At 58.6% G+C, this 22,042-nt stretch carries 22 protein-coding genes; 20 read left to right on the forward strand and 2 right to left on the reverse strand.

The window, feature by feature from the left end; genetic code table 11:
• Window positions 1–89: 89 nt before the first annotated feature.
• Both LRL22_RS07320 and LRL22_RS07325 read right to left on the reverse strand, forming a co-directional pair.
• Window positions 90–1,841, reverse strand: coding sequence for an amidohydrolase (locus LRL22_RS07320; RefSeq protein ID WP_270905069.1), 1,752 nt, complete (start codon window positions 1,839–1,841; stop codon window positions 90–92).
• Window positions 1,842–1,907: 66 nt separating this feature from the next.
• A complete protein-coding gene (locus LRL22_RS07325; RefSeq protein WP_270905070.1) occupies window positions 1,908–2,819 on the reverse strand; it encodes an AraC family transcriptional regulator in 912 nt (303 codons plus the stop codon).
• Between the two features lie 154 nt (window positions 2,820–2,973).
• Between LRL22_RS07325 and fliE the strand changes: the two genes are divergently transcribed.
• The 20 genes from fliE to cheY all read left to right on the forward strand — a co-directional run bounded on the left by fliE (window position 2,974) and on the right by cheY (window position 22,032).
• Window positions 2,974–3,291 (forward strand): flagellar hook-basal body complex protein FliE, encoded by a 318-nt coding sequence (gene fliE / locus LRL22_RS07330; protein WP_005362062.1) that lies wholly within the window; start codon window positions 2,974–2,976, stop codon window positions 3,289–3,291.
• Between the two features lie 62 nt (window positions 3,292–3,353).
• Window positions 3,354–5,060 carry a flagellar basal-body MS-ring/collar protein FliF gene (gene fliF, locus LRL22_RS07335; RefSeq protein WP_270905071.1) on the forward strand — a complete coding sequence of 569 codons (1,707 nt, stop codon included), beginning with the start codon at window positions 3,354–3,356 and terminating at the stop codon, window positions 5,058–5,060.
• A complete protein-coding gene (fliG, locus tag LRL22_RS07340; RefSeq protein WP_270905072.1) occupies window positions 5,053–6,114 on the forward strand; it encodes a flagellar motor switch protein FliG in 1,062 nt (353 codons plus the stop codon). The genes fliF and fliG overlap by 8 nt, the downstream gene beginning before the upstream one ends.
• A 68-nt stretch (window positions 6,115–6,182) precedes the next feature.
• Window positions 6,183–7,007, forward strand: coding sequence for a flagellar assembly protein FliH (gene fliH, locus LRL22_RS07345; RefSeq protein WP_270905073.1), 825 nt, complete (start codon window positions 6,183–6,185; stop codon window positions 7,005–7,007).
• A gap of 52 nt (window positions 7,008–7,059) precedes the next feature.
• On the forward strand, window positions 7,060–8,391 hold the full coding sequence (gene fliI / locus LRL22_RS07350) for a flagellar protein export ATPase FliI (RefSeq protein WP_005334747.1): 1,332 nt from the start codon (window positions 7,060–7,062) through the stop codon (window positions 8,389–8,391).
• 27 nt (window positions 8,392–8,418) lie between these two features.
• On the forward strand, window positions 8,419–8,859 hold the full coding sequence (gene fliJ / locus LRL22_RS07355; RefSeq protein ID WP_005334746.1) for a flagellar export protein FliJ: 441 nt from the start codon (window positions 8,419–8,421) through the stop codon (window positions 8,857–8,859).
• A gap of 67 nt (window positions 8,860–8,926) precedes the next feature.
• Window positions 8,927–10,855 (forward strand): flagellar hook-length control protein FliK, encoded by a 1,929-nt coding sequence (locus LRL22_RS07360; protein ID WP_270905074.1) that lies wholly within the window; start codon window positions 8,927–8,929, stop codon window positions 10,853–10,855.
• 57 nt (window positions 10,856–10,912) lie between these two features.
• The gene (fliL, locus tag LRL22_RS07365) at window positions 10,913–11,428 is read left to right on the forward strand and encodes a flagellar basal body-associated protein FliL (protein WP_270905075.1); all 516 of its coding nucleotides are present in this window, start codon (window positions 10,913–10,915) and stop codon (window positions 11,426–11,428) included.
• 7 nt (window positions 11,429–11,435) lie between these two features.
• The gene (gene fliM / locus LRL22_RS07370) at window positions 11,436–12,506 is read left to right on the forward strand and encodes a flagellar motor switch protein FliM (RefSeq protein ID WP_005334736.1); all 1,071 of its coding nucleotides are present in this window, start codon (window positions 11,436–11,438) and stop codon (window positions 12,504–12,506) included.
• Between the two features lie 49 nt (window positions 12,507–12,555).
• Window positions 12,556–12,948: a flagellar motor switch protein FliN gene (gene fliN, locus LRL22_RS07375; RefSeq protein WP_005298791.1), complete on the forward strand. Its 393-nt coding sequence runs from the start codon at window positions 12,556–12,558 to the stop codon at window positions 12,946–12,948.
• Complete coding sequence (gene fliO, locus LRL22_RS07380; RefSeq protein WP_005362049.1) at window positions 12,945–13,325, forward strand: flagellar biosynthetic protein FliO; 381 nt, start codon at window positions 12,945–12,947, stop codon at window positions 13,323–13,325. The genes fliN and fliO overlap by 4 nt, the downstream gene beginning before the upstream one ends.
• Window positions 13,312–14,085, forward strand: coding sequence for a flagellar type III secretion system pore protein FliP (fliP, locus tag LRL22_RS07385; protein ID WP_005334729.1), 774 nt, complete (start codon window positions 13,312–13,314; stop codon window positions 14,083–14,085). Before fliO ends, fliP begins: the two co-directional genes overlap by 14 nt.
• Before the next feature lie 25 nt (window positions 14,086–14,110).
• Complete coding sequence (gene fliQ, locus LRL22_RS07390) at window positions 14,111–14,380, forward strand: flagellar biosynthesis protein FliQ (protein WP_005334727.1); 270 nt, start codon at window positions 14,111–14,113, stop codon at window positions 14,378–14,380.
• Window positions 14,377–15,174: a flagellar biosynthetic protein FliR gene (gene fliR, locus LRL22_RS07395; RefSeq protein ID WP_042082490.1), complete on the forward strand. Its 798-nt coding sequence runs from the start codon at window positions 14,377–14,379 to the stop codon at window positions 15,172–15,174. Before fliQ ends, fliR begins: the two co-directional genes overlap by 4 nt.
• Window positions 15,167–16,297 (forward strand): flagellar biosynthesis protein FlhB, encoded by a 1,131-nt coding sequence (flhB, locus tag LRL22_RS07400; protein WP_005334720.1) that lies wholly within the window; start codon window positions 15,167–15,169, stop codon window positions 16,295–16,297. The genes fliR and flhB overlap by 8 nt, the downstream gene beginning before the upstream one ends.
• A gap of 107 nt (window positions 16,298–16,404) precedes the next feature.
• A complete protein-coding gene (flhA, locus tag LRL22_RS07405) occupies window positions 16,405–18,507 on the forward strand; it encodes a flagellar biosynthesis protein FlhA (RefSeq protein ID WP_005353675.1) in 2,103 nt (700 codons plus the stop codon).
• Between the two features lie 16 nt (window positions 18,508–18,523).
• Complete coding sequence (flhF, locus tag LRL22_RS07410) at window positions 18,524–19,948, forward strand: flagellar biosynthesis protein FlhF (protein ID WP_021229881.1); 1,425 nt, start codon at window positions 18,524–18,526, stop codon at window positions 19,946–19,948.
• A gap of 1 nt (window position 19,949) precedes the next feature.
• Window positions 19,950–20,825, forward strand: coding sequence for a MinD/ParA family protein (locus tag LRL22_RS07415; protein WP_013723550.1), 876 nt, complete (start codon window positions 19,950–19,952; stop codon window positions 20,823–20,825).
• Window positions 20,818–21,537, forward strand: a complete 720-nt coding sequence (locus LRL22_RS07420; RefSeq protein WP_019444723.1) for an RNA polymerase sigma factor FliA — start codon at window positions 20,818–20,820, stop codon at window positions 21,535–21,537. The genes LRL22_RS07415 and LRL22_RS07420 overlap by 8 nt, the downstream gene beginning before the upstream one ends.
• Window positions 21,538–21,660: 123 nt before the next feature.
• Window positions 21,661–22,032: a chemotaxis response regulator CheY gene (gene cheY, locus LRL22_RS07425; RefSeq protein ID WP_005334709.1), complete on the forward strand. Its 372-nt coding sequence runs from the start codon at window positions 21,661–21,663 to the stop codon at window positions 22,030–22,032.
• Window positions 22,033–22,042: the final 10 nt, after the last annotated feature.

Genomic DNA, 22,042 nt, shown 5'->3' on the forward strand with positions numbered 1-22,042 from the left:
CCGCCGTTATCGGTTGCTCACTGCACGCCATGCGCTTGTCGTGATCTTGCCAACAGGCCCGCAGTGCGGGCCTGTTTGTTCTCTCGGTGTCAGTGGGCCGAATAGACCTGCTTGCCCTTGAACATGGTCCAGAGCACCTTGGTCTCCTTGAGCTCTTCGCTTGCTACTTGCTCCAGATTGCGATCCAGCAAGATCAGGTCAGCACTCTTGCCCGCGCTGATGGAGCCAATCTCTTTCTCCCGCCCAATTACCTTGGCGGCGTTGAGGGTATAGGCCTGCAAGATGGCCTGACGGCTGATCTGCTCGCTGGCGGGGGGCAGCAAGCCAAGCTCACCTTGGCGGGTGATCGCGGTATACATGGCGAGGAAAGGGTTGGGGCTGGAGACCGGCCAGTCACTGGCACCGGCGATAATGGCGCCGCTTTGCAGCAAGCTGCCTGCCGGATAGAGGCGGGCTAGCAGTGCCGGGGGCACTTTTCCTTCAAGCAGCAGGGTGGTCGCCACGTTTTTACCGGCCCACAAGAGTTGCATCGATGCAGCCACATTGAGCGGTTTGAAACGGGCAATGCTGGCCGGGCTCACCACCTCCAGATGGGTGATGCTGTGCAGCAAGCGGTGATCCTGATTGTGGGCCCGGGCATAGGCGATGGCATCGAGGGATTCACGGACGGCCCGATCGCCGATGGCATGAAAGTGAGCGATAAGTTGATGAGCATCCGCGGTGCGGATCAGCTCGTTAAAACGCTGTTTGTCCAGATCGTCCTTGCCGCTGTAACCGGGACGGTTGAGGTAGGGCTCGCTCAACTTGGCGGTCTGGGATGGATACTCGATGACACCATCTTGCAGGATCTTTATCCCCACCAGTTTAACGTCCGGGGCATCTTGAAACTGCTGTTGCAGCGCCAATACGTCATCAATGATGGCGGGTGATGCATGTATCCCCACCAGCGCCAGTGCGGACACATGTCCGGTCAGCTTGCCTTCCCGGGAGAGCATGCTGTACGCCGGCAGCAGGCCAGTATCGCGGCGATCCGGCTCGGCGTTGAAGATAGGGGCGAGGGGGCGAATGTTGCTGATAGGGTCCATCCAGGCGGTAATGCCCACCTGATTGAGTTGTTTGGCGGCGGTCATGATGGCACTGGCAATCGTCTCGTCGCTGACGGGGGGCAGCGCCTTGAGGATGGCATCCCAGCCGCCTTCCGAGGCAAAGCCATTGAGCATGCCGGATGGGGTGAGGCCAAAATTGCCTTTCAGCGGAGCATAACGACCGGCAAGGGTGTCGGCATCAATGCCAGCCTTGCGCAGCATGGCCTGATTTGCCCAACCGGTGTGGGCATCCGAACCGGCAAGCACTACTGGGATCTGCCGGTATTGCGGGCCATTGAACACCTGATCGAGCAGGGGAAGCTGATGCCAGTAGTCGAGGGAGACATTGCTGTATAGCTCTACATCGCCCAGTGTCAGGCGGTGATCATCCTTGCTGCGGGTCAGAAATTGCTGCACCTGCTCAACCTCATTCATGGCATCGGGAAAGTTAACCGTCATCCCCTGAAAACCGGCAAATGCCGCATGAACATGGCTGTCGATGAGGCCTGGCATCAGGTACTTTCCTCTCAGATCAAGACGCTTGGCATGGCTGCCAAGGCGGGCGCTGACCTCCTGATAGCTGCCGGCTGCCACTATCTTTTTACCTTCAATGCCGACTGCTTCCGGGTGAGGGTTCGCCGGATCACCACTGTAGATGGTGCCGCCAAAGATCAGCGTCTGGCTCTGTGACTGGGCATTGGCGGCAGCGGGAAGCGTCACCAGCAGGCTGGCGAGAAACAGCGTTTTGATATTCATGGGCATGACTCCGTCGCTTCGGTGCCCGAAGGCACCGAAGTGGGTAAATGGAAATGAGGTATCGGCTTATCGGTTGATCAGCGGGATACAGATATCAAACACGTAATGATCCCGGTCGGGGTCCGTGCCTGCGTGGTATTGCTCGTAACACGGGCGATCGTCGCAGTTCAGCCCTTGGCCCACTACCCAGCGAAATGCCGTCTCCCAGCAGGCGACCAGTTGATCGCCGCGAGCGATAAAGTGACATACTGCATAGGGGCCCTCGGCGATGGTCTGGGTGGTTAACTGGCGCCCTGCGGGGATCTCTGGCCCCAGCTCGATGCAGACGTCAGTACGACAACGGGTCTCATCGGTGATATCGGGGATATCCCAATAGAGACTCAGGGTACCAGCCGGTGTCATCGCCTCGTCTGAGGCGAACAGCGCGAGCAAATCCCGATGAGCTTGCTCACAGGTCTCTTTGCCATAGGGGCCCAGGCGGCGCATGTACGCCACGCGCCGGGCGGGCATCTGCCTGACGCTAGCCCCCTGCAACAGACCCGGGTGTTCGGTGACCGGGTGCATGACCAGGTCATCATAGGTGTCAAAGGGAAGGGGATCGTTTCCAATCTTGCTTTTCCAGTTTACCCCCTGCTGCTGGCGGTATTCCGAGGGGCTCATGGCGAAGTGCAGGCGAAAGGCCTTGGCGAAATTCTGGGAGCTGGAGAACCCGGCGGCCAGTGCGAGGGTGGTGATGTCGCTTTGGGGGGAGGCGAGCAAGCGACGGGCAGCGCGTTCCATACGCAGGCGCCGGGTAAATCCGGCAATGGTCTCGCCGACCATCGTCTTGAAAATACGGTGGAAGTGGAAGGTGGAGATGGCTGCCGCTGCTGCGACCTCATCCAGGCCCGGATTGTCATCCAGATGGTGGCTGATGTAGTCCATCGCCTTGAACACGGGTTTGCGATAATCCAGAGCGGACTCCTTGCCAGCCAGCAAAAGTGGGCGTCAGAGTCGGATTTAATCAGAGCCACCTGCCGTTGTCGAACCCGTCCGGCCTGGTCAGGCCACTCATCCTCGTCGCGTTTTTAACGCATTGGCACTCTAATTGCTTGTTGCATGCCAGCGTCAATGATTTGTCTGGGGATGGAAAATGGAAATTAGTGCAAGCAGCCTGATGCAAGAGATGCAGGCGCTCAAGATCGAAGCAGGCGCAACGCCGCTGGCACAACCCGGTCGTCAGGTAACCTCCGACTTTGGTCAGCTGCTGCAACAGGCGCTTGGCAACGTCAACGAACTGCAAGGCGCCGCCAATGACCTGCGTACCCGTTTCGATATGGGTGACAAGTCGGTGGATCTGGCCGAGGTGATGATCGCGGGCCAAAAATCGTCCATCGCCTTTGAAGCCACGGTACAGGTGCGCAACAAGATGGTCGATGCCTACAAGACCATCATGAACATGCCGGTATAAGCGACGCCAATAAACCATGACGACTGAACATCATGAACATGTCAGCAATAAGGACATAAATCGTGGCTACTGACCAAAACGGCGATCTGCTGATAAACGATGAGGGCACCGCCGCCCTCGATGAAAATGAGCAGAAGAGTTCGGCGCTGGGCTTCCTGTCCAACACCGATGTGCTGCGGCAAATCACCCTGATCCTGGGGCTTGCCATCTGTCTGGCCATTGCGGTGTTTATCCTGCTGTGGGGCAAGGAGCCGGACATGCGTCCCCTCGGCACCTACACCACCCAGGAGCTGGTGAAGACTCTCGATTTCCTCGATCAGCAGAAGATCCCCTACGAGGTAGATGGCAAGAGCGTGCTGGTCAACGCCGAAAATTACCCCACTATCCAGTTGGCTCTGACCCGTGCCGGTCTCGCCAATGCCACCGATAGCAACATCGGTGGTGAAGATATCCTGCTGAAAGATTCCAGTTTCGGCGTCAGCCAGCGGATGGAGAGCGAACGTCTGAAGCTGAGCCGCGAGCGCCAGCTGGCGAGCGCCATCGAGCAGTTCCAGAATGTGGCCAAGGCCCAGGTGCTGTTGGCCATTCCGAAAGACAACGTCTTTGCCCGTAACGAGCGCAAGCCCAGTGCCACTGTGGTTCTCAACCTGAAAGGGGCTGCACTGGGGCAGGGGGAGGTGGACTCTATTGTTGATATGGTGGCCTCTGCGGTACATGGCCTCGAGCCGACCCGTGTCACCGTGACCGATCAGAATGGTCGCCTGCTTAATTCCGGTTCCCAGGATCCCGTCTCTGCCCAGACTCGCAAAGAGTTTGCGATGCAGCAGAAGCAGGAGCTGGAGTACAAGCAAAAAATTGACGCCATTCTGATCCCGGTGCTCGGCGCCGACAACTATACGGCGGAAGTGGATCTCTCTCTCGACTTCTCCCAGCAGGAACAGACTCGCAAAACCTACAATCCCGATCTGCCTGCGGTGCGCTCCGAGATGACGCTGGAAGAGAACAGCTCCAGCGGCAGCAATGGCGGAGTGCCGGGGGCCCTCAGCAACCAGCCGCCTGCCGCGTCCAATATCCCTGAACAGGCCACTGGCGGTGATGGTACAGGTGCGGCGGCTTCGGGTCGTTCTCGCAAAGAGGCGACTCGTAACTTCGAACTGGATACCACCGTCAGCCACACCCGGCGCCAGATGGGTGGCATTCGTCGCATGACCGTTTCCGTTGCCGTGGATTACAAGGCAGTGCCAGGCGCTGACGGGGCCGTGACCCGCGAAGCGCGCAGTCAGGCGGAACTCGATACCCTGCGTCGTTTGCTCAGCGGTGGCCTTGGTTTTGATGTAACCCGTGGTGATACCCTTGAGGTAGTTGCCATTCCGTTCAATCGCCCCGAGCTTGATACCGTCGCCGAGGTGCCGCTCTACGATCAGCCCTGGTTCTGGCGTGCGGTACGGATTGCGGCATCTGTACTGGTGATCATCGTCTTGATCGTCACCGTGGTTCGCCCCATGCTCAAGCGGCTGCTCTATCCGGATGCCAAGCCGGAAGGGGAAGTGGACTTTGACAACCACACCGTACTGGGTGGTGACGACGAACTCAGCTTGTTGGCAGCTCAGGTTGAGGGAGAGCAGGTATTCGGGGTACGCGATGGCCAGCTGAAACTGCCGGATCTGCATCGTGACGAAGATTTGCTCAAGGCGGTGCGTGCCCTGGTGGCGAACGAACCGGATCTGGCCGCTCAGGTCATTAAAGAGTGGGTAACCAAAGATGCCTGAAGAAAGTAAAAACCAGGTAACCGGCAACGATATCACCGATAGCCAGCGTCAGTTGCTGGATCAGATGTCCGGTATGGAGATGGCGGCGGTATTGATGTTGAGCCTTAACGAAGAGGATGCCGCCCAGATCTTCCGCCATCTCGAACCCAAGCAGGTACAGCGGCTCGGTATGTCGATGGCATCCATGTCTGATTTCAGCCACGATCGGGTAGCGGCGGTGCACCGTCAATTCATCGACGATATCCAGAAGTACACCAACATAGGTATCGGCAGCGAAGATTTCGTGCGCAAGGCACTGGTAGCCGCGCTTGGCGAGGACAAGGCGAGCAACCTGGTGGACCAGATCATTCTTGGTTCCGGTGCCCGCGGCCTCGATTCGCTCAAGTGGATGGATGCCCGTCAAGTGGCCAGCATCATCCAGAACGAACACCCGCAGATCCAGACCATAGTGCTCTCCTATCTGGAGCCGGAGCAGTCCGCCGAGATCCTGAGCCAGTTCCCGGAGCAGGTGCGTCTGGATCTGGTGATGCGGATCGCCAACCTCGAAGAGGTGCAACCGGCAGCATTGCAAGAGTTGAACGACATCATGGAGAAACAGTTCGCCGGTGCGGCGGGTGCCCAGGCGGCCAAGATGGGTGGCCTGAAAGCGGCTGCCAACATCATGAACTACCTGGATACCAACATCGAAGGCCAGCTGATGGACTCGATCCGCGAGTCGGACGAAGAGATGAGCCAGCAAATCCAGGATTTGATGTTCGTGTTCGAAAACCTCATCGATGTGGACGATCGCGGCATCCAGACCATGCTGCGGGAAGTGCCTGGGGATCTGCTGCAACGCGCCCTCAAGGGCTCCGACGATCAGATGCGCGAGAAGATCTTCAAGAACATGTCCAAACGGGCGGCTGAAATGTTGGCGGACGATCTGGAGGCCATGGGGCCAATCCGGGTCTCCGAAGTGGAAGCTGCCCAGAAAGAGATCCTCTCCATCGCCCGTCGTCTGGCGGATGCTGGCGAAATCATGCTGGGTGCCGGTGGCGGCGAGGAGTTCCTCTAAGCCATGGCCCATAAACAGAACCGCGATGCCAAACCCGCATCAGGCAGTGGTGAGGAGCCGCGCAAAGCATGAACAACAAACTGCGTGGGTATGTGCGTCCCGAGGGCGATGATGCCCGGGTTGAGACCTGGGGCTGGCCCGAGATGGAGATCGAGGTAGAGGCGGGAGCGCCTACCAATGCTCTTGGCCTGGCCCCTGACTGGTATCAGCAGGAAGAGGAGGTGGTGGAGCCGGAGCCCGAACAGGAGCCGACCCCCAGCATCACCGCCGAAGAGCTTGAAGCGATCCGTCAGGCCGCCTGGGAAGAGGGGATGGCCGAGGGACGCGAGTCCGGTTATGCCAAGGGGATGGAAGAGGGCAAGCTGGAAGGATTGCAACAGGGCCACTCTGCCGGTCTTGAACAGGGGCGCGAGGAGGGGCTGGCCATGGGCCGCGAGCTGGTGGAGCAGGAGATCGCCCACTGGCAGGGGCTCGCCGCGCGCCTTGCCAATCCGCTTAACGAGCTGGATCAGGCGGTGGAGCAGCAGTTGGTCTCGCTGGTGATGCAACTGGCTCGTGCGCTCATTCGTCACGAAGCGGAGACCTCCCCCCGCATTTTGCTGGAGGCGCTTAAAGAGGGGCTGGCTTTGCTGCCCGCCGCCGAACAGGGGGTGACTCTGATGCTGCACCCCGACGATATTGCGCGAATCGAGCAGGCATTTGGCGCCGACGAGTGCGCCAAGCGCCACTGGCGATTGCAGAGCGATCCCACCCTCTCCCCCGGCGATCTGCAACTGGCTACCGAGCTCTCCAGCATCGATTTGACCCTCTCCGGGCGTATCGATCAGCTGCTGCGCAATTTCTTGCGGGACAATGCGTCGCAGAAACCGGCTTCGCCGGACTCACGCCCATAACCGATGCCGGACGTTGCCGTCCGGCTGCACTTTTTAGCTCTCAGGAGGCCAGATGAGCGGCTCGCTACTGAACCGGTTGCAAGGGTACAAGGTTCGCGACAGCGCCCCCAAACCGCCGGTTGCTGGCAAATTGACCCGGGTGGTGGGGCTGACCCTCGAAGCCATCGGCTGCCGCGCCGCCATCGGTGCCCTCTGCCGCATCGATACCCTTGATGGGACGCTGGAGGCTGAAGTGGTCGGTTTTTCTGGCGATCGCCTCTATCTGATGCCGAGCGAGCAGCTCAAGGGGGTGATCCCCGGTGCCCGAGTGGTGCCCATCACCGAAGAGCACGGCATTCCGGTCGGCATGAACCTGCTTGGTCGGGTCATCGACGGCATCGGCCAGCCACTCGATGGGCTCGGCCCCATTCTCTCCTCCCAGACCGTGCAGTTTGCCCAGCACCGCATCAACCCGCTCTCTCGCCGCCCGATCCATCAGCCGATGGACGTGGGGGTGCGCGCCATCAACGCCGTGCTGACGGTTGGTCAGGGCCAGCGGATGGGGTTGTTTGCCGGTTCCGGTGTCGGTAAATCCGTGCTGCTTGGCATGATGACTCGCGGCTCGGTGGCGGATGTGGTGGTGGTCGGCCTCATCGGTGAACGGGGCCGGGAAGTGAAAGAGTTTATTGAAGACATTCTGGGAGAGGAGGGGCGTGCCCGCTCCGTGGTGGTAGCGGCTCCCGCCGATGCCTCGCCGCTGATGCGGCTCAAGGGGTGTGAAACGGCGCTGGCCATCGCCGAGTATTTCCGCGATCAGGGGCTTAATGTGCTGCTCTTGATGGACTCCCTCACCCGTTATGCCCAGGCCCAGCGTGAGATCGCGCTGGCGGTGGGCGAGCCGCCAGCGACCAAGGGTTATCCACCGTCTGTATTTGCCAAATTACCGGCGCTGGTGGAGCGGGCGGGCAACGGCAGTGACGGCCAGGGCTCCATCACGGCATTCTTCACCGTACTGACCGAGGGGGATGACCTGCAAGATCCCATTGCCGATGCTGCGCGGGCGATCCTCGATGGCCACATAGTGTTGTCGCGCGAGCTGGCCGATGCGGGCCACTATCCGGCTATCGACATCGAGAAGTCCATCAGCCGGGTCATGCCCATGGTGACCTCGCCGGAACATATGGATTTGGCGCGCACCCTCAAGCAGTTCTACTCCCTCTATCAGCAGAACCGGGATCTCATCACCATCGGCGCCTACAGTCAGGGTTCCGATCCGCGTATTGACCGCGCCATCATTCAAAAACCCTATCTGGATCAGTTCTTGCAGCAGGGGATGCGCGAGGTCATTCACTACGATGATGGCCTGCAAGCCTTGCAGATGGTGGCGATGCCATTGATGCGCTGATGATGGTCGGTAACAGAGAGGTCGACGATGAGTAAAGGGTTGGTATTGTTGGCCGATCGGCTGGTGGAAGCGGAGCAGCAGTGTGCGCTGGCACTGGTGAAGGCGCAGCAGGATCTCAAGCTGTTCATGGATCAGCAAAATGCCCTCAACCAGTACCGCCAGATCTATCACCAGCAGTGGACCGATCGCGGCCTGCAGGGGATTTCACCCCAGCAAAACACCCAGTATCACGCCTTTATCAACAAGCTCGAACAGGCAGCGACCCAGCAGTACGAAGGGGTGTTGCAGGTGCGTCAGGCGCTGGAACAGCGCCGTGAAGAGTGGCTGGCGGCCCAGCAGCGGCGCAAGGCGGTGGAGCTGTTGCTGGAGAAGCAGGCGAGCCGCGAGCAGCAGAAAGCCCAGCGTCAGGAGCAGAAGATGCTGGATGAGTACGCCATGTTGCGACGCTTTCATCAATCTGGCCTGTAACTTGCTTTGATATGGACATTGTCGGCGGCCATCTCTTTGGGGGCCACCAGAATTCAGGGATCCCATCATGATGCAGACACTGTTGACACAAACGCCTTCGGCTGCGGCCAACGGGTTGGACAAAGCGCCTCTGAGCGGTTCCGTCGAGAGCAAAAGTATCGATGGGGGAACCGGCAGCGACAGCAAGGGGGATTTCGCCACCCTGATTGCCAAGGCCCGGAACAGCGAACAGGGCGCCGCCGAGGCCACTCAGGGCGGTAACCATGTCCGCTCAGCCAAATCTTTGGCGACCGAGAGCGCCTCTCCCAAAGAGGAGATCGGCAAGGAGCAGGATCCTGACGCCGACAACAAGGTGGAGGAGGTCCCTGCCACCGACTTTCTGCTGCGCCTGCAAGACTCCCTCAAGCTCGATACCTCGCTAGTGACACCCCAGCTGGCGGTGGCGGCCCAACAGAGCGCCACTGCGGTAGACGGCAATCCGTTGCCGCAAGAGGGTGAGCTGGAGGGGATTGCGCTTGATGAAAGCGAGCAGACTCCTGCCGCTGCCAGGATTGCCCAACAGCTTGCCGGTCAGACCGGGGCGCAGTCGCCGCTGGCGACGACCGCCAACTCGACTCTTGATACCACGGTATCGTCCTCTGCGGCGCGAGTGGTGGCGCAGGGCGATGCCTCTGCTGCCGTTCTCTCCTCTGAAGGTGAAGATGCCGCCACCACTGCGGATGGGCAGTCCGGGGAGAAAGCCTCTGCCAAGGGCGAAACCCTCGGGGCAGATGGCAAGCACACCAAGCCCCTCACGGGGGCAGAGCGGATGGCCCAGCTGGCCAAGGTGCTGCCGGTCGATGAGTCGGCAAGCACCGCCAAATCCGCGGAGTCACTCGCGGCAAAAGAGGCTGGCGATAGCAAATCCGATCCCGCCGCCAGCAATGCTGTGACTAACAAGGGGCAGGTGACGCAAGCCGCGACTCAGGGGGCTGCGCTCAAGGCCTTCAGCGAGGGGCTCAAGCAACCTGAGGCGGGCGCTGCAACCACTTCAGCAACTGCGGATGGAAGTGGGGTGGCTGGCAAGGGGGCAGAAAAGGGGGCCGCCGAGGGTAGCCAGCAGCCAGCCACCGCCGCCAATCAAGGTTCGGCGCCCGTGACGACGGCGCAGAGTGCCGCAGAAAGTGCCGCAGCCCAGAGCAGCGTAACGGCAACTGCGACGGCTCAGACCGATAGTGCTGCCGCCCCCGTGATGGTGGCGCCGCAGCAGGTGTTGGCACAGGCTGAATCTCAGGGGCCGCAAGCGCCGCTGTCGACCATTTCAGCCGGCATCAAGCAGATGGAAGTGACCGGCACCGACGAGGTGCGCAAAGCGGTTTCGCTTGAGGTAAAACCGAAGGCCGGTGAGGCGGAGAAGAGCCTGGTTGCGACGACATCGAGCGGTGAGAGCAGCCCGAGCCAGACTGTTCAGCATGGCCAGAACAGCCAGACTCAGCCACAGGTAGCCGATAGTCGGGCGCCCGCCGCTGAAACGACGCTGCGCCGTGAGCCGCAGAATTTACCCCATTTGAAACTGGCCAGTCAGGAAGCGCCTGCCGAATTGCACCAGAAGGTCAATGTGATGCTGGCCGAAAAACTGCAACAGGCGGAAATTCAGCTCGACCCCCTCGGCCTTGGCAAGATGAAGATCCAGATCCAGATGGGAGCCGACAGCCAGGCCAACGTCCATTTTGTGGTACAACATGGACAGACCCGCGAGATGCTGGAGCAGGCGATGCCACGGCTGCGTGACATGCTGGCAGGGCAGGGGATCCAGCTTGGTCAGACGCAGGTGCAGCAGCAGTCGCAACAACAGCAGCAACAGGGCCAGCCCACCTTTAACGGGCAGGGGCAGCAAGGTCAGAGTAGTGGTCAGCCGCGGTCCGGTAACGGGCTGGTTGAAGGGGAACTCACCACTTCCAACCCCAGTTTGCTGGTGGAATCGACAAACGGTTCCGGAATTGATTTCTATGCTTGATGCAATCCCGAGTAAGTTTATGATATCGAACAAGTTTGAGACTAGGGTGGACAAGGGATGGCTGACGATAACGAGTTGACGCTAAAAGACCCGGCTGCGGGCAAGAAAAAGAAGCTGATCATTATCATTGCCCTGGCGGTAATTTTGCTGGGCGGTGGTGGTGCTGGCGCCTTCCTGATGCTCTCCAGCTCCGATAAACCGCCCGCTGAAGCGGCGGAAGGTGCCGAGGCCACACCCAAGGAAGAAGCGCCTAAACCTTCCCTCTATGTCGGTATGCCGCGCCCCTTTGTCTTCAACGTCGCAGGTGCCCAGCGAGATAGACTGGTGCAGATCAAGATCCAGCTGATGGTGCGCGGTACCGCCGACGAGACGCTGGCCAAACAGAATATCCCCCTGATTGAAGGCACCTTGCTGCGGGTATTCAGCGCAGCCAGTGCCGAACAGCTGATGACCTTTGAAGGCAAGGAGAAGCTGCGCAAGGATTCACTGGAAGAGTGCCGTCGGGTGCTCAAGGACCTGGTCTCTTCCCCCGTTATCGAACAAGTGCTGTTTACCGGCTTTGTAATGCAGTAGGTGAAGCGTGAGCGATCTGTTAAGTCAGGACGAAATTGATGCCCTCTTGCACGGTGTCGATGATGTCGAAGAGGAAGAGATAGGCGGCGCTGGAGACCCCGGCGTAGCCCAGTTTGACTTCTCCTCCCAAGACCGCATCGTCCGTGGTCGCATGCCGACGCTGGAGCTGGTGAATGAACGTTTCGCCCGCCATATGCGGATCAGTCTGTTCAACATGATGCGTCGTACCGCCGAGGTCTCGATCAACGGCGTGCAGATGCTCAAGTTTGGCGAGTATGTTCATACCCTGTTTGTGCCGACCAGTCTCAACATGGTGCGGTTCCGCCCGCTCAAGGGGACGGCGCTCATCACCATGGAGGCCCGACTGGTCTTCATTCTGGTGGAGAACTTCTTCGGTGGCGATGGCCGTTATCACGCCAAGATTGAAGGGCGCGAATTTACCCCGACCGAACGGCGCATTATCCAGATGCTGCTCAAACTGGTGTTTGAGGATTACAAGGATGCCTGGGCGCCGGTGATGGATGTGGGGTTCGAGTATCTCGACTCCGAAGTGAACCCGGCGATGGCCAACATCGTCAGCCCGACCGAGGTGATCGTGGTCAGCTCGTTCCACATCGAGCTCGACGGTGGCGGCGGCGACTTCCACGTGGCGATGCCTTACTCCATGCTGGAGCCGATCCGCGAGCTGCTGGATGCCGGTGTGCAGAGTGACAAGGGGGATACCGACGTACGTTGGAGCAAGGCGCTGCGTGACGAGATCATGGACGTCAAGGTGGAGCTGCGGGCCAAGCTGCTGGAGACCGAACTCACCCTGCGTGAACTGATGGAGCTGCGACCCGGCGATATCATTCCGGTCGATATGCCGGAAAATCTGCTGGTTTTTGTGGAGGACTTGCCCACTTTCCACGCCAAGATGGGCCGCACCAAGGATAATGTGGCGCTCAAGATCACCGACAAGCTCAAACGTCCGGAAGGGGTCAAGACGGAGATGCATCTGGTGACCCGAGGCGGGGTACGAATTGATGGCGAGGCCGAGCTGGAAGAGCTCGAGCGCAGTATCGAAGATCAACAGCGATAATTGACGGTTTATTACGGTAAACGGTCACGAAGTAGCATAAGGAAACAAGATGAGCGGAACTGAGGAAGAGGATCTGATGGCTGATGCCTGGGCTGCGGCTCTGGAGGAGCAGGTGACGGCGGAAGCCAAGCCAGCCCCGCTGGAAGAGTTGAAAGATGATGCCCCCATCAGTGCCGAGGAGCGTCGCAAGCTCGACACCATTCTCGATATTCCGGTCACTATCGCCATGGAGGTGGGCCGCAGCCAGATTAGCATCCGCAACCTGTTGCAGTTGAACCAGGGCTCGGTGGTGGAGCTGGATCGGGTTGCAGGCGAGCCGCTGGATGTATTGGTCAACGGTACCCTGATCGCTCACGGCGAGGTGGTGGTGGTGAACGACAAGTTCGGTATCCGCCTGACTGACGTCATCAGCCAGATTGAACGGATCAAGAAGCTCAAATGATGCGCCTCCTGTTGTTATTGCTGCCTGTTCCGGCCTTTGCCGAGACAGCGGCATCTGCCAACGTGCCTAGTCTGAGCTCCTGGTTGCTCTCCAGTCTGATGGTGATCGGTCTCATTCTGGTGCTGGGCTTTCTGCTCAAGAAGAGCAAGCTGGCGACCGCCATGGGTGGCGGCCAGATGCGGGTCATCGCCTCGTTGCCGGTGGGTTACAAAGAGAAGCTGCTGGTGGTCAAGGTGGGCGAACAGCAACTGCTGGTCGGCGTAACACCGCAGCAGGTCAACTTTCTCTACCGGCTGGAGGAGCCGCTGGATGAAAACCAGCCACAGGCGTTTTCCCAGCAGCTTGGCAAATTGATGGGCAAGCATGAAAAAAGCTAACGGCTTATGGCTGAAAACGGGGCTGCTGGTCAGCCTGCTGATACCACTGTTTTGCTCCTGGCCAGCGCTGGCACAGGACGCCATGTCGGCGGTGACCGTCAAGACCATGGGGGATGGCTCTCAGGAGTACAGCCTGACCCTGCAAGTGCTGGCGCTGATGACCGCGCTCTCCTTCTTGCCAGCCATGGTGATCATGATGACCTCGTTTACCCGCATCATAGTGGTGCTGGGTATCTTGCGCCAGGCGATCGGTCTGCAACAGAGCCCCTCCAACCAGGTGTTGATCGGCATAGCCCTGTTTATGTCGTTCTTCATCATGTCGCCGGTGCTGGATCGCATCAATGATGAGGCGCTGCAGCCCTATCTGGCCGAAACCATTCAGGCAAAAGAGGCGCTGGAGCGGGCCGAGTTGCCCATCCACCAGTTCATGTTGGCCCAGACCCGGATCAAGGATCTCAACACCTTTATGGAGATCGCCAACGTGCAGGTGGAGAAACCGGCCGATGTGCCGCTACGGGTGCTGATCCCGGCCTTTGTCACCAGCGAGCTGAAAACCGCCTTCCAGATTGGTTTTATGCTGTTTTTACCGTTCCTGGTCATCGATCTGGTGGTCGCCAGTATTCTGATGGCGATGGGGATGATGATGCTCTCGCCGATGATTGTCTCGCTGCCCTTCAAGCTGATGCTGTTCGTGATGGTGGATGGCTGGAACCTCATTCTGGGGTCACTGGCCAACAGTTTCGGACTGGGTGCCGGTTAGCCGGTCGAGCGCAAGGAGCCCGAACATGAGTCCTGAAACCTTTGTCGACGTCTTTCGCGAGGCGCTCTGGCTGGTCAATATCATGGTCAGCGCCGTGATCCTGCCCAGCCTCGCTATCGGGCTGGTGGTAGCCATTTTTCAGGCGGCCACCTCCATCAACGAACAGACCCTGAGCTTTCTGCCCCGTCTTATCGTGACCCTGCTGGCCCTGGGAATTGGTGCTCACTGGGGAATGCAGAGTCTGATGGACTTCTTCATACTGATGGTCAATCAAATTCCCGAGGTGGTGGGATGACCTACACAACCGCTCTGATCATGGAGTGGTTGTCTTCCATCCTCTGGCCGCTGGCGCGGGTGAGCAGCCTGCTGATGGTGATGGCGGTGTTCGGCAGCCGCCTCGCTCCTGCGCGGGTACGGATGGGGCTGGCTTTGGCCATCACCTTTCTGATTGCCCCGCTGCTTCCGAAAATGCCTTCCATTGAACTCTTCTCGGTCGGTAGCTTTCTGGTATTGGGCCAGCAACTGTTGATCGGAATTGCCCTTGGTCTGATGACCCAGTTTCTGATGGAGAGCTTCGTGATGGCCGGTCAGGTCATCGCCATGCAGACCAGTCTGGGTTTTGCCACCCTGGTGGACCCGATGAATGGCCAGTCGGCCCCCGTAGTGGGTCAGTTTTATCTGATGCTGGCGACCTTGGTGTTTCTGGCGCTGGATGGTCATCTGGTGATGCTGCGGCTGGTCATTCTTAGTTTCGAGACACTGCCTGTCTCCGAGCACGGCCTTTCAGTTTCGTCCATGAAAACCCTGAGTGCGTTTCTGGGGGTGATGTATCAGGCTGCTTTGGTGATGTCGCTCTCAGCCATCGTCGCCTTGCTCTTGATCAACTTCGCCTTTGGTGTCATGACCCGGGCGGCGCCGCAACTCAACATTTTCAGTATCGGTTTTGCGGTCAGCATGATGTCGGGTCTGCTCATCCTCTGGCTCACTATCGGCGGGTTCCTCGGCCACTTCGACATCATGTGGGAGCGGGTGCAGGAGGTCAGTTGCGAGCTGATCAACACCCAGTGCTTCGGGGGCGCTCATGGCTGATACCGACCAGGAACGTACCGAACAACCCACGGGCAAACGACTGCAACAGGCCCGTGAAAAAGGGCAGATTGCACGTTCAAAAGAGTTGGGGACCGCCAGCGTTCTGCTCTCGGCGGTCTTTGGCCTGTTGATGCTCAAGGGCTCGCTGGCGACTGCCATGATCAAGGTTGTCACCATGGGCTTTACTCTGGACAGGGAGCAGGCTTTCGATCCCAATGCCATGATCGCCATGGTGCCGGCGCTGCTGGGGGAACTGGTTCTTCCGCTGGGGCTGTTGTTCGCGCTGGTGGCGATTGCCGCGTTTATCGGCAACACCCTGATGGGGGGGATGAACTTCTCCACCGAAGCCATGATGCCCAAGATGAGCAAGCTGAGCCCGCTCAGCGGCCTCAAGCGAATGTTCGGGGTGCAGTCGCTGATTGAGCTGGTCAAATCCATCGCCAAGGTGGTGTTCATCACCCTGTTTGCCTGGTGGATGTTATCCAGCCAGTTCAATCACCTGCTCAACCTCTCTATGGAGGGTTTCCCCGGCGGTATTATCGATGCGCTGGAGTTGTTTCTCTGGATGTTGATCATCCTCTGCTGCGCCCTGCTTCCCATCGTTGCCATCGACGTGCCGTTCCAGCAGTGGAATCACATGCGTCAGCTCAAGATGACCAAACAGGAGGTGAAGGACGAGTTCAAGGACAGCGAAGGCAAGCCCGAGGTAAAGGGCAAGATCCGTCAGTTGCAGATGCAGATGGCGATGCGCCGGATGATGGGGGATGTGCCCAAGGCCGATGTGGTGATCACCAACCCGACCCACTACTCGGTAGCGCTCAAGTATGATGCGGGCAAACCCGGTGCCGCGCCCAAGGTCGTGGCCAAGGGCACTGATGAAATTGCAATGAAGATCAGGGAGATCGCCAGAGAGTACGAGATCCCCATCATGCCGTCACCAGCTTTGACCCGGGCTATTTATCACTCAACCGAGCTGGGCCACGAGATCCCCGAAGGGCTGTTTGCGGCGGTTGCCCAGGTGCTCGCCTATGTCTTCCAGCTCAAGAAATTCCGTCGTGGTCAGGGGCGCCGTCCCCAGCCGCTGGCTAAAGATCTGCCCATTCCGACCGAATATCGCAAATGACAAAGTTCTGACGTAGTCAAAATAAATTCATTGCATTTCAACGGCTTGCATTGTTGGCTTGATGTTTGCTTTAATCTGGCACCTGCAGGTTGAAATTGAGAAGCGCGATGGAATTCAAGGCAGTATTGGGCCAGTTCAAAGAGTACCGGGGAGTATTGGGCAAAGGCCTTGGTACCCCTCTGCTGGTATTAGCCGCGCTCGGTATGGTGGTGTTACCCATCCCGCCGTTGATGCTGGACGTGCTCTTCTCCTTCAACATTGCTCTCTCCATCGTGGTGCTGCTGGTATCCGTCTATACCCGCCGCCCCCTCGAATTTGCTGCCTTCCCGACCGTACTGCTGCTCGCTACCTTGCTGCGGTTGGCGTTGAACGTCGCATCGACCCGGGTGGTGTTGCTGGAAGGTCATAATGGTAGTGCGGCGGCCGGTCATGTGATCGAGGCGTTCGGTAACGTGGTGATCGGCGGCAACTATGCGGTCGGCATCATCGTTTTCACCATCCTGATGATCATCAACTTTGTGGTCATTACCAAGGGTGCCGGGCGGATCGCGGAAGTGAGTGCCCGTTTTACCCTTGATGCGATGCCAGGCAAACAGATGGCCATCGATGCCGATTTGAACGCCGGTCTCATCAATCAGGAAGAGGCGAAGAAGCGTCGCCAGGATGTGACCCAGGAAGCCGACTTCTACGGCTCCATGGATGGTGCCTCCAAGTTTGTCAAAGGGGATGCCATTGCGGGCATCATGATCCTCTTTATCAACATCATCGGCGGCTTCATCATCGGGATGATGCAGCACCAGCTGACCTTCAGCGAATCGGCCGAGATCTATACCCTGTTGGCCATCGGTGACGGTCTGGTGGCGCAGATACCCTCCCTGCTGCTCTCAATTGCAGCGGCCATCATAGTGACCCGTCAGAATACCGATCAGGATATGGGAACCGCGGTGCTGGGTCAGCTGTTTGACAATCCCAAAGCCCTGATCATCTCGGCAGGTATTCTGTTGATGATGGGGCTGGTGCCGGGGATGCCGCATTTCGCCTTCCTGAGTCTGGGGGCTCTTGCCGCCGCTGGCGCCTGGTGGTTGCTGCGCCGCGAGAAACTGGCGGCCGCCAAAGCGGCCAAGGGTGAGCTGCTGCCTGCCACTGCCGAACAACCCCATGAGCAGAAAGAGCTGAGCTGGGACGATGTGATGCCGGTGGACATCATCGGGCTGGAAGTTGGTTATCAGCTGATCCCGCTGGTGGATCGCAATCAGGGTGGCGAACTGCTCAACCGGATCAAAGGGGTGCGCAAGAAACTCTCGCAAGAGCTGGGCTTTCTGGTCCCTGCCGTCCACATTCGCGACAACCTGGATCTGGCGCCAAACCAATACCGCATCACCTTGATGGGGGTCAGTACCGGCGAGGCCAATGTCTACCATGATAAGGAGATGGCCATCAATCCGGGGCAGGTGTTCGGCCAGATCCAGGGGATAGCGACCCGGGATCCCGCCTTCGGGCTGGAAGCGGTCTGGGTTGCAAAGGAGATGGTCTCTCAGGCACAGACGCTGGGGTATACGGTGGTAGATACCGCGACCGTGGTGGCTACCCATCTGAGCCAGATCCTGACCAACCATGCGGCTCTGCTGCTGGGCCATGACGAGGTACAACAACTGCTCGACATGATTGGCAAACATCAGAGCAAGCTGGTCGAAGGGTTGGTGCCGGAAGTGATCAGCATGGGTAACCTTGTGAAGGTATTGCAGAATTTGCTCAATGAAGGCGTGCCAATCCGCGATATGCGCACTATCCTGCAGACCCTGGTTGAATACGCGCCGCGCAGTCCTGATCCAGAAGTGCTCACGGCCGCTTGCCGGATTGCCCTGCGTCGCCTGATTGTGCAGGAGATTGCAGGTCCCGATCCCGAGCTGCCGGTGATTACCTTGGCGCCGGAATTGGAACGTATATTGCATCAATCCCTGCAGGCTGGTGGCGGTGATGGTGCCGGTATTGAACCGGGTCTGGCTGAGCGGATGCAGCGTTCGCTGGTGGAAGCCACTCAACGACAAGAATTGGAAGGCCAACCGGCCGTGCTTCTGACATCGGGGATCTTGCGCAATACCCTGGCGAAATTTGTCAAGAATGCCATTCCTGGATTGCGCGTTCTGTCTTATCAGGAAGTGCCCGACGACAAGCAGATCCGCATCGTCAGTGCGGTAGGGCAGAACTAGTTAGCGGAGACGACGGGTGAAGATTAAGCGGTTTTTTGCCAAGGATATGCGAACGGCTCTGGCCGAGGTCAAGGAGACTCTCGGGCCGGATGCCGTCATCATGTCCAACAAGAAGGTCACCGGAGGGGTAGAGATAGTCGCCGCAGTCGATTATCAATCCCAGGTCCCGGGGCCCAAAGATGCGCCGGTTCGCCGTCAGCTGAACGATGAGAGCGTCAATATTTCGTCTGCTGCACGGCAGATGATCCGCCCCGAGCCGTCGCCGGCGAAGGAGCAGAACGAACATTATGCCGATACCCTAGCCGCCTTGCTGGCGCGCCAGCAGAAGCTCAAGCCGGGCAATGGGGCGCCAATGGGCAATACCCAATCGGCCGGGCTGGCCGCTGCCAATGCAGCGCCCAGAACATTGGCCGAGCAGGGGCAGTGGGGCGCAGCCCCGGAACCTGCCAAGCCCAAAGCCCGGGTTGCGTCCGGCCAGCGCCCCCCTCAACCTGCCCAGCGGGATCAGGAGATGGAAGGGATGCGCAAGGAGATGGCCAGCATCCGCAAATTGCTGGAGCACCAGATCTCCGGACTGATGTGGCAAGAGGTGGAGCGCCGCGAACCGATGCGGGCCCTGTTGATCAAGGAGCTCAAGAAACTGGGCTTTGATGATGCGTTTGCCGATCAACTGGCGGGACTGATCCCCGAAGATATGTCCATCCATCAGGCGATGGCCCAGTTGGCCGAGGTGCTGACGGCCCAGCTCAAGATCAGTGAGGACGAGATCATGCGTCAGGGCGGCGCGGTGGCGCTGCTTGGTCCGACCGGGGTGGGCAAAACCACTACCATCGCCAAGCTGGCTGCTCGTTTCGCCATGAAGTATGGCGCCGAGCAGGTGGCGCTGATCACCACCGACAACTACCGGATTGGTGCCCATGAACAGCTGCAGACCTATGGTCGCATCATGGGTTGCCCGGTGCGGCAGGTGCGTGATGCCGAAGAGCTGGCCAATGCCCTTTATCAGTTCCGCCATCGTCGGCTGGTACTTATCGATACGGCCGGGGTTGGCCAGCGGGATATCCGGCTGACCGAGCAGCTCGATACCCTGGTCAAGAATGCCAAGGTGCGGATCCGCAGTTATCTGGTGATGTCGGCAACTTCCCAGCGTCGGGTGATGCAGGAGGCGGTGGACCATTTCCGGCGTATTCCGCTTAGCGGCTGCATACTTACCAAATTGGATGAAAGTCTGAATCTGGGCGAAGTGATTAACGTGTGTATCCAGAATTCATTGCCCATCAGCTATATCACTGACGGACAAAGGGTTCCGGAAGATATTCAGGTTGCCAATGCGGCGCAGCTCGTCGGGGCTGCCATGGGCTCGCTGGAGCGAGAAACAGAGGAGCCCTATTTCTGGGGCGCAGGCTTTGGCGAGGCCGAAGATTCGGAGTTTTATGAGTAACATGTATATGGATCAGGCGAGTGGTCTGCGCAAAATGCGTCAAAACAATCGAGTAAAAGTAATCGCCGTTTCCGGTGGTAAAGGTGGCGTGGGCAAGACCAACGTGACCCTGAACGTGGCCGGAGCCATGGCCGCCCAAGGCAAGCGGGTGATGGTGCTGGATGCCGACCTGGGTCTGGCCAACGTCGACGTCATGCTGGGGCTGCGGGTTCATCGCAACCTCTCTCATGTCCTGGCGGGTGAGTGCACCATCGACGACATCATTGTCGAAGGCCCTTACGGCATGATGATCGTGCCTGCGACCTCGGGCACCCAGTCCATGGTCGAGCTTTCTCCGGTGCAGCATGCCGAGCTTATCCGTGCCTTCAGCGAGATGAAGACCCAGGTCGACATCCTGCTGGTGGATACGGCTGCGGGTATCTCCGACATGGTGCTGAGCTTCACCCGAGCCGCTCAGGACATCATGGTGGTGGTCTGCGATGAGCCGACCTCCATCACCGATGCCTACGCCCTCATCAAGATCCTCTCCAAGGATCACGGCGTGTTTCGTTTCAAGGTAGTGGCCAATATGGTGCGCAGTCTGCGCGAAGGGCAGGAGCTCTTTGCCAAACTGACTCGGGTCACGGATCGTTTCCTCGACACCTCGCTGGAACTGGTCGCCTGTGTACCCTATGACACCAATCTGCGTGCCGCCGTGCGCAAGCAGAAGCTGATTGTCGAGGCGTTTCCCAAGTCGCCGGCCGCACTAGCGTTTCGGGCCCTTGCCAACAAGGCGGCGAGCTGGCCGGTGCCCAACCAGCCGGGCGGCCATCTGGAGTTTTTCCTGGAAAATTTGTTGCAGAAACCGGCCACAACACAGGAAGGTTCCCGTGAATAAAGCCCAAGCGTACTTGCGTCATCAGGATTCCTATGTGCTGGTGGAGCGTCATGCTCCCCTGGTCAAGCGAATTGCCCAGCATTTGTTGGCTCGCCTGCCCAGCAGTGTCTTGCTGGATGACCTGATCCAGGCAGGTATGATTGGGCTGCTTGAAGCCTCCCGCAACTTTGACGGTAGCAAGGGGGCCAGCTTCGAGACGTATGCCGGGATCCGCATCCGCGGCGCCATGCTGGATGAGATCCGGCGTGGTGACTGGGTGCCCCGTTCAGTGCATCGCAACAGTCGCGCTATTGCAGAAGCGATCGAGAATGTCGAGCAGACTCACGGGCGTGACGCGCGAGATACCGAGGTTGCTGCCGAGATGGGGGTCTCCATCGCTGATTACCATGCGATGCTGCAAGATGTCTCCTGCGGCAAAATTATCGGCATCGAAGATTTGGGAGTCAGCGAGGATGTGATCGGCAACCCCGATGACGCCCCTTCAGGCTCGGGATTCGATGAATTGGCTGCCGAGCGATTTCAGATTCAATTATCCGAGCAAATTGGTCGTCTACCAGAGAGAGAAGCTTTGGTTCTCTCTCTTTACTACGATGAAGAGCTGAATTTGCGTGAAATTGGCGAGGTTTTGAATGTCAGCGAGTCGCGTGTGAGCCAGATCCACAGTCAGGCAATGCACAGATTGCGTGCTCGTTTGAGAGATTGGCATCTATAAGTGTTTGTACTGGCTACACTGAGATGAAACTCTAAGGCATAATCCGCACGACACAACCCGTTTTTAGCATCATGTAAGTGAGCCACTCTGGTGGCTATTTAGGAGGGAATTTTGGACAAGAACATGAAAATCCTCATTGTTGACGATTTTTCAACGATGCGCCGGATTATCAAGAACTTGCTGCGCGACTTGGGATTCAACAATACCCATGAGGCGGATGACGGCAATACAGCGCTGCCGATGCTGAAAAATGGTGATTTTCAGTTTGTAGTTACCGACTGGAACATGCCTGGCATGCAAGGTATTGACCTGCTTAAAGCCATCCGTGTCGATGAGAAGCTCAAGCATCTGCCGGTACTGATGGTAACTGCTGAAGCCAAACGTGAGCAGATCATTGAAGCCGCCCAAGCTGGCGTCAACGGTTACATCGTCAAGCCCTTCACCGCAGCAACGCTCAAAGAAAAACTCGACAAAATTTTCGAACGAATTGGCTAAGGAGCTGCAG

The sequence above is a fragment of the Aeromonas sp. PI_26 genome, assembly GCF_027854445.1.
GTDB classification, from domain to species: Bacteria; Pseudomonadota; Gammaproteobacteria; order Enterobacterales; family Aeromonadaceae; genus Aeromonas; species Aeromonas veronii.

What these genes read in the sequence shown, in the direction of transcription:
- fliN (WP_005298791.1), top strand. Translation starts at nt 12,556, where the DNA reads ATGAGCGGAACTGAGGAAGAGGATCTGATGGCTGATGCCTGGGCTGCG.
- fliH (WP_270905073.1), top strand. Translation starts at nt 6,183, where the DNA reads ATGAACAACAAACTGCGTGGGTATGTGCGTCCCGAGGGCGATGATGCC.
- fliE (WP_005362062.1), top strand. Translation starts at nt 2,974, where the DNA reads ATGGAAATTAGTGCAAGCAGCCTGATGCAAGAGATGCAGGCGCTCAAG.
- flhB (WP_005334720.1), top strand. Translation starts at nt 15,167, where the DNA reads ATGGCTGATACCGACCAGGAACGTACCGAACAACCCACGGGCAAACGA.
- fliL (WP_270905075.1), top strand. Translation starts at nt 10,913, where the DNA reads ATGGCTGACGATAACGAGTTGACGCTAAAAGACCCGGCTGCGGGCAAG.
- fliG (WP_270905072.1), top strand. Translation starts at nt 5,053, where the DNA reads ATGCCTGAAGAAAGTAAAAACCAGGTAACCGGCAACGATATCACCGAT.
- fliR (WP_042082490.1), top strand. Translation starts at nt 14,377, where the DNA reads ATGACCTACACAACCGCTCTGATCATGGAGTGGTTGTCTTCCATCCTC.
- fliP (WP_005334729.1), top strand. Translation starts at nt 13,312, where the DNA reads ATGAAAAAAGCTAACGGCTTATGGCTGAAAACGGGGCTGCTGGTCAGC.
- fliI (WP_005334747.1), top strand. Translation starts at nt 7,060, where the DNA reads ATGAGCGGCTCGCTACTGAACCGGTTGCAAGGGTACAAGGTTCGCGAC.
- fliO (WP_005362049.1), top strand. Translation starts at nt 12,945, where the DNA reads ATGATGCGCCTCCTGTTGTTATTGCTGCCTGTTCCGGCCTTTGCCGAG.
- fliJ (WP_005334746.1), top strand. Translation starts at nt 8,419, where the DNA reads ATGAGTAAAGGGTTGGTATTGTTGGCCGATCGGCTGGTGGAAGCGGAG.
- flhA (WP_005353675.1), top strand. Translation starts at nt 16,405, where the DNA reads ATGGAATTCAAGGCAGTATTGGGCCAGTTCAAAGAGTACCGGGGAGTA.
- LRL22_RS07320 (WP_270905069.1), bottom strand. Translation starts at nt 1,841, where the DNA reads ATGAATATCAAAACGCTGTTTCTCGCCAGCCTGCTGGTGACGCTTCCC.
- cheY (WP_005334709.1), top strand. Translation starts at nt 21,661, where the DNA reads ATGAAAATCCTCATTGTTGACGATTTTTCAACGATGCGCCGGATTATC.
- fliQ (WP_005334727.1), top strand. Translation starts at nt 14,111, where the DNA reads ATGAGTCCTGAAACCTTTGTCGACGTCTTTCGCGAGGCGCTCTGGCTG.
- LRL22_RS07415 (WP_013723550.1), top strand. Translation starts at nt 19,950, where the DNA reads ATGTATATGGATCAGGCGAGTGGTCTGCGCAAAATGCGTCAAAACAAT.
- LRL22_RS07360 (WP_270905074.1), top strand. Translation starts at nt 8,927, where the DNA reads ATGATGCAGACACTGTTGACACAAACGCCTTCGGCTGCGGCCAACGGG.